General features: G+C 41.3%; 13 protein-coding genes. 11 read left to right on the top strand and 2 right to left on the bottom strand.

The genetic code is table 11. The annotated features are described in order from the left end of the window. Nucleotides 1–146: 146 nt before the first annotated feature. From ABDD95_RS09395 to ABDD95_RS09385, 3 genes are all read left to right on the top strand, one after another. Nucleotides 147–2,417 (top strand): UvrD-helicase domain-containing protein, encoded by a 2,271-nt coding sequence (locus ABDD95_RS09395; protein ID WP_345951628.1) that lies wholly within the window; start codon nt 147–149, stop codon nt 2,415–2,417. A 338-nt stretch (nt 2,418–2,755) separates the two neighbouring features. Next, nucleotides 2,756–3,124, top strand: coding sequence for a helix-turn-helix transcriptional regulator (locus ABDD95_RS09390; protein ID WP_345951627.1), 369 nt, complete (start codon nt 2,756–2,758; stop codon nt 3,122–3,124). Nucleotides 3,125–3,332: 208 nt separating this feature from the next. Continuing rightward, nucleotides 3,333–3,632 (top strand): hypothetical protein, encoded by a 300-nt coding sequence (locus ABDD95_RS09385; RefSeq protein WP_345951626.1) that lies wholly within the window; start codon nt 3,333–3,335, stop codon nt 3,630–3,632. A 25-nt stretch (nt 3,633–3,657) separates the two neighbouring features. Here the strand turns inward: ABDD95_RS09385 and ABDD95_RS09380 are convergent, their stop codons facing one another. Continuing rightward, complete coding sequence (locus tag ABDD95_RS09380) at nt 3,658–5,115, bottom strand: tetratricopeptide repeat protein (RefSeq protein ID WP_345951625.1); 1,458 nt, start codon at nt 5,113–5,115, stop codon at nt 3,658–3,660. A gap of 170 nt (nt 5,116–5,285) precedes the next feature. Between ABDD95_RS09380 and ABDD95_RS09375 the strand changes: the two genes are divergently transcribed. The 8 genes from ABDD95_RS09375 (at nt 5,286) to ABDD95_RS09340 (ending at nt 13,405) form a co-directional block, all read left to right on the top strand. Beyond that, the gene (locus ABDD95_RS09375) at nt 5,286–5,489 is read left to right on the top strand and encodes a hypothetical protein (protein WP_345951624.1); all 204 of its coding nucleotides are present in this window, start codon (nt 5,286–5,288) and stop codon (nt 5,487–5,489) included. Nucleotides 5,490–5,522: 33 nt separating this feature from the next. Beyond that, nucleotides 5,523–5,729: a hypothetical protein gene (locus ABDD95_RS09370; protein WP_345951623.1), complete on the top strand. Its 207-nt coding sequence runs from the start codon at nt 5,523–5,525 to the stop codon at nt 5,727–5,729. A gap of 307 nt (nt 5,730–6,036) precedes the next feature. Beyond that, entirely contained in the window at nt 6,037–7,410 is a 1,374-nt protein-coding gene (locus ABDD95_RS09365; RefSeq protein ID WP_345951622.1) for a dipeptidase, read from the top strand. Nucleotides 7,411–7,527: 117 nt separating this feature from the next. Next, nucleotides 7,528–8,874, top strand: coding sequence for a deoxyguanosinetriphosphate triphosphohydrolase (locus ABDD95_RS09360; RefSeq protein WP_345952100.1), 1,347 nt, complete (start codon nt 7,528–7,530; stop codon nt 8,872–8,874). A 178-nt stretch (nt 8,875–9,052) separates the two neighbouring features. Beyond that, nucleotides 9,053–9,790, top strand: a complete 738-nt coding sequence (locus ABDD95_RS09355; RefSeq protein WP_345951621.1) for a DUF4290 domain-containing protein — start codon at nt 9,053–9,055, stop codon at nt 9,788–9,790. Nucleotides 9,791–10,013: 223 nt separating this feature from the next. Beyond that, nucleotides 10,014–11,321 carry a UDP-N-acetylglucosamine 1-carboxyvinyltransferase gene (gene murA / locus ABDD95_RS09350; protein WP_345951620.1) on the top strand — a complete coding sequence of 436 codons (1,308 nt, stop codon included), beginning with the start codon at nt 10,014–10,016 and terminating at the stop codon, nt 11,319–11,321. A 125-nt stretch (nt 11,322–11,446) separates the two neighbouring features. Then, a complete protein-coding gene (locus ABDD95_RS09345) occupies nt 11,447–12,682 on the top strand; it encodes an MFS transporter (RefSeq protein ID WP_345951619.1) in 1,236 nt (411 codons plus the stop codon). A gap of 81 nt (nt 12,683–12,763) precedes the next feature. Continuing rightward, complete coding sequence (locus tag ABDD95_RS09340; protein ID WP_345951618.1) at nt 12,764–13,405, top strand: HAD family hydrolase; 642 nt, start codon at nt 12,764–12,766, stop codon at nt 13,403–13,405. On the opposite strand, the gene ABDD95_RS09335 is transcribed toward ABDD95_RS09340, so the two are convergent. Further along, nucleotides 13,399–13,914, bottom strand: coding sequence for a DinB family protein (locus ABDD95_RS09335; RefSeq protein WP_345951617.1), 516 nt, complete (start codon nt 13,912–13,914; stop codon nt 13,399–13,401). The genes ABDD95_RS09340 and ABDD95_RS09335 overlap by 7 nt on opposite strands. Nucleotides 13,915–13,988 lie beyond the last annotated feature (74 nt).

Genomic DNA, 13,988 nt, shown 5'->3' with positions numbered 1-13,988 from the left:
ATTACCAGCTTATTGATAGCTTTCATGAGGTTCTATACTGATGGCAAGTAGCCAACATTAGATCGGTGGCCGCTTATCTGATATTATCTTTCGGGCTTTCGCACCAAAACTTTAATTTCGCAGTTTAAGAAAACGAGGAAAAGATTTTGGATTACTTACAGGGATTAAATCCGCAGCAAAGGGCTGCCGCAGAGCAAATACAAGGCCCTGTGATGATTATTGCCGGTGCCGGCTCGGGTAAAACCCGGGTAATTACCTACCGTGTTGCCCATCTTATACATAAAGGTGTTGACCCTTTTAACATATTGGTGCTTACTTTTACCAACAAGGCCGCCAAAGAAATGCGGGAGCGTATTAGTAAGGTTGTTGGTGCTGAAGCTAAAAACATTTGGATGGGTACCTTTCACTCGGTATTTGCCAAAATTTTAAGGGTTGAGGCTACAAAGATTGGCTACCCAAGCAATTTCACCATTTACGATACAGACGATAGTAAGAGCGTGTTAAGGGCCGTTTTGAAAGAAATGAACCTTGATGATAAATTGTACAGCCCCAACTATGTGTACAACCGCATATCGGCTGCTAAAAACAATTTGGTATCGTGGCAGGAGTACCAGCAAAATGAGCAGATACAAGCTGACGATTTTTCAAACGGCCGGGGCCATTTAGGTAAGGTTTATGAAATGTACGCCACCCGCTGCTTTAAATCTGGCGCTATGGATTTTGACGACCTACTGTTTCAAACCAACCGCCTGCTTAAAGAGCATACGGATGTACTTTACAAATACCAGAACAAGTTTAAGTACTTGATGGTAGATGAGTATCAGGATACCAACTTTTCGCAATATTTGATTGTAAAGAAGCTTGCTGCCATCAATGAAAACTTGTGTGTAGTGGGTGATGATGCGCAAAGTATTTATGCCTTTCGTGGTGCCAACATTCAAAACATATTAAACTTTGAGAAGGATTACCCGGATCTGAAGGTGTTTAAACTGGAGCAGAATTACCGCTCTACGCAAAATATTGTAAATGTTGCCAACAGCATCATTTCTAATAACAAGGAACAGCTTAAGAAAAACGTTTTCTCCGAAAAAGATCATGGAGATAAGATTAAGGTAATTCGGGCTTTTAGCGATAATGAAGAAGGCAAGACCATTGCCGAAACCATTATGCAGGAGCGCACTACGAAGGGCCTAAAATGGCACGACTTCGCTATCTTATACCGTACCAACGCCCAGTCTCGTTCAATGGAAGAAGGTTTGCGAAAGCTGAATATTCCTTACAAGATATACGGCGGCCTTTCCTTTTATCAGCGTAAAGAGATTAAAGACTTAATTGCCTATTTCAGGCTTACTTTCAACCCTAATGACGAGGAGGCACTTAAACGTGTAATTAATTATCCCCGCCGTGGCATTGGCGATACTACAATTGATCGCATCATCCTAAGCGCCGGGCAAAACGACACCACGCTTTGGGAGGTTGTAAAGGAACCTTCTAAATACCTGGATGGCCGCAGTGCGGGTGCTGTTGGTGTGTTTTCTACGCTTATACAAAGCTTCCAGGTTATAACACAAACTTTATCGGCTTATGATGCCGCCCTGCACATTGCACAGCATTCGGGCGTGTTGAAAGACCTTTATGAAGATAAATCAGTCGAGGGCTTGAACCGGTATGAAAATATACAGGAGTTATTGAATGGTATCAAAGAGTTTTCGGAACGTGAAGATATTGAAGACCGCAGCCTGGATATTTTCATGCAGGATGTGGCCTTGCTTACTAACGATGACAACGACAAAAACCCCGACGCTGACACCGTATCTTTAATGACCATCCACTCCTCCAAAGGGTTGGAGTTTCCGCATGTGTTTGTAGTAGGCTTGGAGGAGAACCTGTTCCCTTCGCAAATGTCGCTTAATTCGCGCAGCGACCTTGAAGAAGAGCGCCGCTTGTTTTATGTGGCCGTGACTCGCGCCGAAAATAAGCTGACAATAAGCTACGCAACTTCACGCTTTAAATTTGGCACATTAATAAACTGCGAGCCAAGCCGCTTTTTAGATGAAATAGATGCTCAATATTTGGAGCTCGACTTTAAGGCCAAACCGCAAACCGGCAACCCCTTCTTTGATGACGATCGCAAAGCATGGAGCCGTAATGCCGATACATTCTCAAAGCCAAAACCACCACCCACTGTTAAAACTACCTCGCTTTTGGCAAAGGCACACGTGCCCTCTGCAGGTTTCGCCCCTTCTGACACTTCTAAACTACAAGTTGGAATGGAAGTTGAACACGAGCGTTTTGGTTATGGCAAAGTGATCAATTTGGAGGGTAATAAGCCGGATGTAAAAGCAACCATCTTTTTTAAAGAAATAGGCAACAAACAGCTATTGCTAAAATTTGCCAAACTGCGCATTGTAGAGTAGCATCATCATTAAATTATTTTAAAGGCAGTCCGTTTGGACTGCCTTTTGTGTTTAGTTATTTTTTTAAATGATAATGTACAAGAAACATTAATGTGCCTAATTGACTAAAATCATTAATAATTAAGTAATTGATATAGCTTAAAAGGTAAATATTGCCTCAAAGTGAGTAAATAATTAAATCAATTACCCATTTTATGGGGAATTTAATCAACACTTTTAACTAATAAGAATTAAAAACCCTCTTTAACGCACTGTTATGAGCTTTTTCAATTGATGGCATCTGGTTTGAATTAATGTTTAAACACCCCTTTTCCCTAATAGGTGTTTAAACAAAAATTATGAGTCCGTTAATCAACAACAAAGCAGTAAATTCTGTTGGCAACAACATTCGCACACTGCGCCATCAACGCGGCTGGAGCCAAGAAGATGTAGCAAACCGTTTAGGTATTTCAATACCCGCCTTTTCAAAAATCGAAACCGGTATAACCGATGTCAACCTTTCGCGCCTGGAGCAAATAGCCAGCATTTATGAAATCAGCGTGGTACAACTATTAGGTTTAGGCTTAACCGATACCGAAAAGCAGTACACAAGCATGAGCGTAGCACAAAAAAAGCTAACCGACCGCGAAGCGGAGATTGCAGACTTGCAACGCAAAGTAATTGAGCTGTACGAAGAGTTACACAATAAAAAATCAATCGCCGTATAAATACGTGCTTTGTTTGCTTTATGTGACACTTCTGTTGCGTAAATAAGATAGTAACCTAGTAAGGTAAGTTGTGCCGCAAAATTGATTAAACGTTAGGTTAAATACGTTTACTTAAAATCAATTATTGCGGCATTTTCTTTTAAAAAAGGTTTTTAATAGTATTTGGAGTAATAATTGTAAGTACAGCTTATAACAATACTAAGTTGTAATGAGAAATTATCTATTATCCACGTCCACTGATGCAGCTTTAAAATTAGGTACCATCCACGACCCGGATACTAAACTTAAAGTAACCGTAATAGATTTACTTAGTTCTACATATAAGCCTCGTAAAGGTGAGGTAAGCTTTTATGTAACTGCAGGAAATAAGAAATTGGCTTTTGAAACACAAGGCTATCGCCGTCATCGCAAATTGCTTATACTGCAAATGGTGGCCTGGTATTGTGTATATTTAGGATTACTGGAAGCACAAATTCATTCAAGTTTGCCGCTATTAAGAATAGCTTAATCTACTAGCCCCAACATAAGCCAACCTACATGCCGGCACGCTGAGGATTGTGCAACATATCGCTCATGTCGATGATCTTGTCGTCGATCTCAGATACACATTTAATCATCATTTGAATACATTCTTCCTGACTTACCAAACCCTCGCGTTCAAGGTTCATTAAACCTTTAAGTGTAGCTATAGGGCCACGTATCTGGTGAGACAAGTGTGAAGAATAATCAGACAACTTCTTGTTCTTTAATTGAAGGTCTTTGGTGCGCTCGTCTATAATCTCTTCAAGGTGATGATTGATCCTGTCCAGATTATCTTTTTGATTAGAAATTTCAGTATTTAATTCGGTAAGCTTTTTATTAGTTTCTGCCTTACGCTTAACGTTGCTAACAAGTAAAACGATTACAAGGGTTAAAAAGGCAGCCAGTATAACCGTACCAATCATGGTATTTCTGGCATATTCCTGCTTAAGCATAATTTGCTCATTCTTGAGCATCATCTGTTCGTTTTTACGTTTAAGTTCTTCTTGCCGGTAATTAGCCTGGTACAAGCTCAATGCTGCTGAGTTACGCGACTTATAATCAATGCTATCCTGCCTGTAAATGCTTTGCAGATAGTTTAGCGCCTTCTCGAAATTTTTACGTTTTAATTCGAGTAAGTAAGAAGTAATCTGATAGCTATGATCTATCTTTTCATTTTTACTTAGCGCCGAGTAAGCTTTGCCCTCAGTTAAGCACTCCTCTGCTTTCTTAAAATCTCCCTCTGCTATATATATTTCAGCTAAAGTCAAGTTAATCTGTGCTACAGGCTGGTTCAAATCAAGAATCTTGGCTTGCTCAATGGCTTTGAATAAATACTCTTTGGCTTTACTATAATTAGCCGTAGCTGAATAAATAACACCCAGATTTTGCATAACTGTAATACTTAAAGCCGGATTATTTATTTGCCGAATAATATCGTAGCTCTTTGTATAGCTAACCAAAGCTTTACTGTAATTAGTTTGCAATTGGTAAACGTTGCCAAAATTCAGATAAATTGACGCTAAAATATTTTTGTTATCGATATGTTTTGTATGGTATAAATTTACAGCGGCATTTAAATACTCCAGGCATTTATCGTAATCTACGTCAAGATATAAAGAGCTAATATTCAAGTAAATACGAGCTTCACCTAGTGCATCATTTGATTTTTGAAACGCAGCCAGTGACGAGAGGTAGTTTTCGATAGCTTTTTCACTATGCCCTATATAATACTCTCCAATACCTCTTACACGGTATGCGTTGGCTACACCTTTAGAGTAGTTTAACTTCTTAGCAATGCTTAACGCACGATCTGCATACTTGATGGTTTGCCTTGCATCAGTCATGCGCATTTCGTAGCCGCGTATGTAAAGATTTACCACTTCTGTAGTATCCTGCGCCTTGTTAATTAGCGTCGCTGAGGCTAATGATGAAACAAGAATCAAGATTAGAAAAGTAAAAATCTTCTTCATTAAAGGTTGTATTTCACTAACACGCATCAAATGTCATAAATATACTAGAATGCGCGGCACAAAGTGCGAAAAAAATATTTTTTTAATTTTTTTTTGAATGTGTAAAAACTTCTTTACATTTGCAGTGTTACTTTATATAACAGACATAATTAACTACTAAACAAACTGATATGAAAAAGATTTTCGTTATTGCTGCATTACTTGTTTCTACAGGAGTTATCTCTTCATGTACTAAAGAGAGCGATGTTGCACCAGCCAGTCTAAATAAAAAAGTTGCTACAGAAGAAACCTTAGACAGCGAAACAAACGTTGATGGTAAACTTGGCGTTGGCGATGGCGGCGTTGATTACCCACCAACCAAAAAACCTAGATAATAATCTCAGCTCAACTTACTATTTACATTTACCATGAAAAAAATATTAATCTTATCAGCAATATTTATTGCATCGGGTAGCGTATATACTTGGGGTCACGGCAATCAGGTTAAGCCAACTAACGTATTGACAAATAGTACTGTAACTGCAATCAAATTAGCTGAAGCAAAAGCGGCTTTAAGTAAGGCTAATACTAAAAACGTTAAAAGCAATTTAGGTACTGCCGACGGTGGTATTTAAAATAACAATACTTGATATATTATAATACTTTCCAAAAGTAGTATTATATGATAAGTGAAGGCAGTAAACTCTTTGCATATAGTATAATAATAGGTTTAAAACTAAATATTATATAGTTATTGCGCAACGGCTGTACAACTTTTGTGAGTAGAATGTGAATACAATTCACACTTACAGCATAGATTTTGTAACATGTTCTCGCTATTGTTTACTGCCCGGTTTTATTAACGTTGAGATAATCACTGGTTCAATTTATATACTGTTAGCATGTATATAATTATATATTTGCTTTTTTAGTAAAGTAAGTATGCAAATTATTAAACAGTACATAGAAGACAACAAACAGCGCTTGCTCGACGAGTTGTTTGACCTGCTGCGTTTCCCGTCGGTTAGTGCCGACCCGAAGTATAAAGACGATGTTTTAAAAACAGCCGATTATACTGCGGCCAAATTACAAGAGGCCGGCGCTGATAATGTTGAGGTTTGCCAAACGGCCGGCTACCCCATTGTTTATGGGGAAAAAATTATTGACGCTTCTAAACCAACAGTTTTGGTTTACGGCCATTATGACGTACAGCCGCCGGATCCGCTGGAGTTATGGAAAACGCCACCGTTTGAACCAACCGTTCGCGATGGTAAAATATATGCCCGCGGTGCATGTGATGACAAAGGCCAATTTTACATGCACGTAAAAGCCTTTGAGTTGATGATGCAAACCAACACCCTGCCTTGTAACATCAAATTTATGATTGAGGGCGAGGAAGAAGTTGGCTCAAATAACCTTGGGCTATTTGTAAAAGCAAATAAAGAAAGGCTCAAAGCAGATGTGGTGCTCATATCTGACACTTCAATGCTGAGCATGGAAACACCGTCATTAGAAACCGGTTTGCGCGGACTTTCATACCTTGAGGTGGAAGTGGTTGGCCCTAACCGCGATTTGCACTCAGGCGTGTACGGCGGTGCAGTGGCTAATCCGGCAACCATACTGGCTAAAATGATTGCTTCTCTCCACGACGAAAACAATCACATTGCTATACCTGGTTTCTACGATGATGTTGTTGAGCTAACTGATGACGAGCGCAACGCTTTGAACGCAGCGCCTTATAATGAGGAAGAATACAAGAAAGACCTGGATATCGCCGAAGTTTGGGGCGAAAAAGGCTATTCAACCCTTGAACGTACAGGAACACGGCCAACTCTTGAGGTAAACGGCATTTGGGGTGGATATATTGGTGAGGGTGCTAAAACAGTATTACCATCAAAAGCCAATGCAAAAATATCAATGCGCTTGGTGCCTAACCAAAGTTCTGATAAGATAACGCAACTCTTTACCGATCACTTTAATCATATAGCACCGCCTTACGTTAAAGTGAAAGTGACACCACACCATGGCGGCGAACCTGTAGTTACTCCTACCAATAGTGTAGCCTACCAGGCTGCCCAAAAAGCTATAACCGAAGCATTCGGTGTAGAACCTATACCAACTCGCGGGGGTGGCAGCATTCCAATTGTGGCATTGTTTGAAGCAGAACTGGGCATCAAAACCGTACTAATGGGTTTTGGTTTAGACAGTGACGCACTGCATTCTCCAAACGAAAAATACGATATATTTAATTACTACAAGGGCATTGAAACTATTCCACTTTTTTATAAACACTACGCAGAACTGAGCAACAGTTAATTGCCTTAACAGTAATTAAAAACAAATACCATATAAGCCGGCTAATCGCCGGCTTTTTTTGTGGATAAAGCAAAACTTTCACAGGTACAAATTTCATTGTAACTTGCCCGCTATATGATGCAATGGGAAAAGCTTATTTCGGCCAAGCGCTGGGGAGTTGAAAATAACGAAGCGCAGGATCATGACAAAGCCAGGTCGCAGTTCCAAAAAGATTATGACCGCCTTATATTTTCGTCACCTTTTAGGCGCTTACAAAATAAAACGCAAGTATTCCCTTTGCCCGGAAGTGTGTTTGTGCACAACCGGCTTACGCATAGCCTGGAGGTGGCCAGTGTTGGTCGGTCTTTGGGTACAATATTCTATCAAAATCTTAAAAAGCAAGAAGCTGATCTAGACCAGCGCCTGCCCCTCATCAGCGAGGTAGGCAATATGGTAGCTGCAGCCTGTTTGGCTCACGACATGGGTAATCCTGCATTCGGCCACTCTGGCGAATCAGCGTTGTCCCGGTACTTTACCGATGGTGATGGTTTAGCTTTTAAGCCCAAATTAACCGACGAACAATGGCAGGATTTTACGCACTTTGAAGGAAATGCGAATGCTTTTAGACTGCTCACCCATCCTTTTACCGGTAAAGGTAACGGCGCTTTTGCCCTAACCTACACAACGCTTGCATCAATTGTAAAATACCCTTGCGCTGCTATTGCCGGCCACGTGAAGGGCAACATCCATCAAAAGAAGTATGGCTTCTTTCAATCCGAACAAACGTCATTCCAGGCAATTGCCGAAGATTTGGGGCTTGTTAAGGTACAGGGCAGCCCACTAATTTACAAACGCCATCCGCTGGTTTATTTGGTTGAAGCGGCTGATGACATCTGCTACAGCATAATTGATTTGGAAGATGCACACCGGCTTAAGATATTATCTTACGCTCAGATTAAGGAACTGTTGATGCCCATTTGTAACAGTACACGCATGGCAAACTGGCTCGAAACTGAATTTGAGGACGAAGACGCTAAAGTAAGCATCATGCGGGCCAAGGCGATCAACAACCTTATTACCGCCTGCTCTAAAATTTTCATGGACAATCAAGACAGTATCTTAAGTGGCAATTTTAATCAGGGCCTTACCGACGCGTTAGAGGAACCGTTTTTGACGCCATGGAACGCTATCAGTAAGATTTCGGTTCAAAAGATATACAACTATCAATCGGTGGTGCAAATTGAGGTAGCCGGATACAAGGTTATGGGCGGTTTACTTGAAGAGTTTATACCAGCCGTACTTCACAATAGTACAAGCTACCATAATAAGCTGGTTAAGTTAATACCCAAGCAGTTCATCACTCCTAATACCGATCTGTACTCAAAAATTCAAAGCGTGTTAGATTTCGTTTCGGGGATGACGGATTTGTATGCTGTAGAGCTTTATCGCAATATTAAAGGTATTTCGTTCCCCGCAATTCATTAAAAAGGGGGAATTATTACAATCAGGTCAAATTTATATAGGTATAACTAACACAATTTAGTTTATATTTGCGTTACTCTGTTAAAATTACATTAACTTATCAAAACACTGTTGCTCCCATCCTCTCCGAATACTTATTGAGGCACAGGCACGGAACTAATTTTTTTATTTAAACAATTACATGGCTGCAAAACTTACGCCTGGAGAATTTGATTATAACTCAACCCGCAGTAAACTCCTTTTAACCGAATATGGCCGCAATGTGCAAAACATGGTCAAATATATAGTTGCACTGCCCACTAAAGAAGAGCGCAACAAATATGCTAACGTTGTTATTGAACTGATGGGCTTTTTAAACCCGCATTTGCGCGACGTAGCCGATTTTAAACACAAGCTTTGGGATCACCTGCACATTATATCCGACTACAAAATAGACGTTGATTCACCTTACCCATTGCCATCACCAGAAGCTATTCACTTAAGGCCAGAGCCGCTTGGGTACCCCAATCAACGTATTAAATACAAGCACTATGGAAAAACCATTGAGCTGATGATAGCTAAAGCCAAAAGTATTGATGAACCGGCGCGCAAGCAACACATGGTACAGGCAATAGCCAATTTCATGAAAATGGCTTATGTTCAATGGAACAAAGATTCAGTAACTGACGAAAGCATCCTGGCTGATTTACGCGAACTGTCAAACGGCGAATTGCGGTTAGAAGAAAATGTTAATTTGAACAAGGTGGACTACCGCGCACCGGTTCAAAACACACGCGGCAATAATCAGAGCCGCAGCAATAACCAAAACCGCAGCAATGGCGGCGGCGGGCAGCAAAATCGCAATAACAATCAAAACCGCAACAACAACCAGCGCAGTAACAACCAAAATCGTGGCGGCGGTGGCCAGCGCAAATATTAATTGATCGGGCTTTTTATCTTTTTGTTTTGAGCTCAAGCTGAAAGCCGCTTTTAGAGAAGCTTTTGTTATTTACCTAAGCAGGCCATTATTGCTCAAAAATGGCAGTTAGCTATATTGAAAACAATTTGGCCTGCGCAAACCAATTATCGTTTTTTGCATTTATTATTTCATCTTTGCAGAAATTAAACCGGCCATAGTGTCTGTTAAACACTATAGTATTATTATGAAGAATGCTTTTGTAATTCAGGGTGGTAAACCTTTGAAAGGCGAAATTATACCTCAGGGCGCTAAAAATGAAGCCCTACAGATATTATCGGCTGTACTTTTAACTAGCGAAAAGATAACAATCAGCAATATTCCGGACATAAAGGATGTTAACAAGCTCATTGAGCTATTAGGTGATATGGGTGTTATTGTTGAACGCCTCTCTGCCGATACCTATAGCTTTGAAGCTAAAGACATCGACCTCGATTTTTTCCAGTCAGAGGCTTTTAAGGCCAAAGGCGGAAGCTTGCGTGGTTCAATCATGATTGTTGGTCCACTGCTGGCTCGTTTCGGTAAAGCATCAATTCCAAAACCGGGTGGCGATAAAATTGGCCGCCGCCGTTTAGATACCCATTTCCTGGGATTTGAAAAATTGGGCGCACAGTTCAATTATAATCCGGAGGACGGTTTCTTTAAGGTAGATGCATCTGACCTTAAGGGCACTTATATCTTACTAGACGAAGCATCAGTTACTGGTACTGCTAATATAGTTATGGCTGCCGTGCTGGCAAAAGGCATCACCACTATTTATAATGCGGCATGCGAGCCCTACCTACAACAACTTTGCAAAATGCTGAACCGCATGGGCGCAAAAATCACCGGTATAGGCTCTAACCTGCTAACCATTGAGGGTGTAACCGAACTACATGGCACCGAGCACCGCATGCTGCCCGATATGATCGAGATAGGCTCGTTTATTGGTTTGGCTGCCATGACAGGTTCAGAAATAACTATTAAAGATGTTCAGTACAAAGAGCTGGGTATCATTCCCGACACTTTCAGACGCCTGGGTATTAAGTTGGAGCTTCGCGGTGATGATATTTTCATTCCCGCTCAGGACCATTATGAAATAGAAACCTTCATCGATGGTTCCATCATGACTATTGCAGATGCCCCTTGGCCTGGCTTTACCCCCGATTTGTTAAGTATTGTGCTGGTTGTGGCCACACAGGCTAAAGGTTCTGTCTTAATTCATCAAAAGATGTTTGAAAGCCGCTTGTTCTTTGTAGATAAGTTACTCGATATGGGTGCGCAAATTATTTTGTGTGATCCGCACCGTGCAACGGTAATTGGCTTAGATAAGCAAGTACAACTGCGCGGTATTTCAATGACATCGCCTGATATTCGTGCCGGAGTATCGTTGCTAATTGCAGCGCTTTCAGCTCAGGGCCAATCAACAATTTACAACATTGAGCAAATTGAGCGCGGCTACCAACATATTGACGAACGACTAAAAGCTTTAGGTGCAGACATAACACGGATCTGATTTACCAGATAACCGATACTGTTACAAAACCCACTGCTTTTACGTTAAAGGCAGTGGGTTTTTTGCTATAAGCCACTTCGACACTAAATTCAAACCCAAACAGAAATTCAACCTCTTCTTACACTATGTTAGCTTACACCGCTCAATTGTACAGAAACGCTTATAGCGGCTTATCGCGCAATAGCTGGTTTCTGGCTTTAGTTTTACTGGTAAACCGCAGTGGTACCATGGTGCTGCCCTTCATGACAATCTATTGCACGCAGCAACTGCACTTTACCATAGCACAAGCCGGCGTAGTAATGTCTATGTTTGGTGTAGGCTCTTTGGTTGGAGCTTTCCTGGGCGGCAAAATAACCGACAAGTATGGCTTTTACGACGTGCAGTTTAGCGCACTCATTAGCGGCGGCTTACTTTTTCTTCTATTGGGATTCCAAACCGGCTTTTGGTCGGTCTGTATAATTGCCTTTGTATTAAGCGTTTGTAATGATGCGTTCAGACCGGCCAACTCAACCGCTGTAGCACATTACAGCACGCCCCAAACACGCACCCGCTCCTATTCATTAAACCGGCTTGCCGTTAATTTGGGTTGGGCGTTCGGCGGCGCCTTAGGCGGGTTTTTAGCGTCAGTAAACTATCACCTGCTTTTTTGGGTAGATGGCTGCACCAATATATTATCAGGGTTACTTTTGCTAAAGCTAATGCCACGAACGGCTGTAGTTAAATCTATAACGACCAAAGTTAAAGGCTACACTAAAGGTACTTCTGCTTACAAGGATGGCATATATTTACTTTTCCTGTTATTTACGGTACTTTTTTCTATCTGCTTCTTTCAACTGTTTACCATGCAACCGGTTTTTTATAAAACACAGTGGCATTTTAGCGAAACGATTATAGGCATGCTCATGTCGGTTAATGGATTGCTTATTATCGCCGTTGAAATGGTGCTAGTACATAAACTGGATGGAAAAAAGCACGCACTTATTTACATTGCCCTGGGCGTAATGCTAACGGGTATTGGCTTTGCAATAACAAACCTGTTGCCTGGCTTTTTATGGTCGGCGCTGATAGTTGTGCTGTTTATAACCATGGGTGAGATTATGAGTATGCCTTTCACTAACGCTTTTTGGATCTCCCGTGCTACAAGCGAAAATACAGGCCAATACGCTGCGCTGTATAGCATGTCGTGGTCAACAGCACAAATTATAGCCCCCGCTTTAGGCAGCGTGTTAATTAACTATAATGGCTATGCATTTTTATGGTGGGTAACTAGCGGCCTGTGCATGACATCTGCTGCCGGATACCTGCTATTGTATCGGTATAAATTTAAAGCACCATCGCAAACCGCTCTAGGAAATGCGTAATGTTATATTATCAGAGCGTGTTTTATGAAAGTATCTTAAACTCTTACTTAATGCGTTTGTTGAAGTTCTAAATATTTAACGATGATCAAAGCATTTATTCTGGATTTGGATAACACCATATACCCGGCTCCCTCTATTTCACATATTGTATTTAAGCCAATATATCAATTACTCGAGGAGCACCAGCAGGAAATTGGCAGGAACAAGCTGCCAGAAATTAAAATGCAGATGAATAAAAAAGCCTGGCAAAAAATTGCGGAAGAACATGGCTTTAATGATGAGTTGACAAAAAAGGGCGCAGACATACTTCGCGAAACTGAAGTGGACATACCTATGCAAGCGTTTAGCGACTACGAGCTGGTAAAGCCGTTCGAGGTAGACAAATTTTTGGTCACAATGGGCTTCACAAAAATGCAGGAAGGCAAAATCAAGATGCTGAACCTTGATCAGGACTTCAAAGAAACATCTGTTAACGACCCTGAAAAATCTGAAGATACCAAGAAAGAGGTTTTTGAAAGTATCTTAAAAAGACACGGGTATAAGCCAGAGGAAGTACTAGTGATTGGCGACGACCCTGACTCGGAAATAAAAGCCGGAAAGGACCTGGGCTCGCCCACTGTGTTGTATGACCGCCAAAACGAGTTTAAAGATGAGCAGGCCAGCCACCGCATTCAAAATTTTTCGGAGCTTGAGGCCATAGTAGCACAATACAATCATCAGTAACCAGCCAGTAAAACCTTTGCAGTTACCAGTAATTGCCCTACATGCCGCATGGTATGCTCGGCCGAGTGGATATATAATCCTATAACGGTAGAAGGTACCTGCGCACGGCCAACGCCCCTAACGTCGGTCAGTTCAAGCTCACTGGCGCTTTTAAGCTGAGCTATGGCAATGTCTACCTGCCGGTTAAATCGCTCAATCAGTTCCCTGGTGTTATAAGTTTCCGCCGAAGGCTTACCTTCGGCGGCTAAAGCGCTAAGTTGTGCATGGTTTAAACTTTCTGCACGTGCATAGGTAAATAACCTATCCAACACTCCGGCCAGGTGCTGCAAATGGAACCCAGGTGAAGCCATACCGGCAGGTTTTAACCACAGCAGCTCCGCAGGAAAATTATTCATTAACTCTTCCACTTCTTCACGTGCCTGTAACAAGGCGTGAGCAACAGGCTGCAGCAACGCAGGCATATCAGGAAGCGGTCCACGCAACCAAACCTCAGGTAGTTTATTAACCATATCAGCAAACTTAAAAAAATACCCGCTTATTACATGGTGGTATTCAGAACAACTACGCGGTTTTAATTGTCTAA

It is taken from the genome of Mucilaginibacter sp. PAMB04274, assembly GCF_039634385.2.
Classification (GTDB): Bacteria; Bacteroidota; Bacteroidia; order Sphingobacteriales; family Sphingobacteriaceae; genus Mucilaginibacter.
The sequence above is the reverse complement of the archived record's forward strand: the minus strand, read 5'-3'. Positions and strand labels throughout refer to the sequence as shown.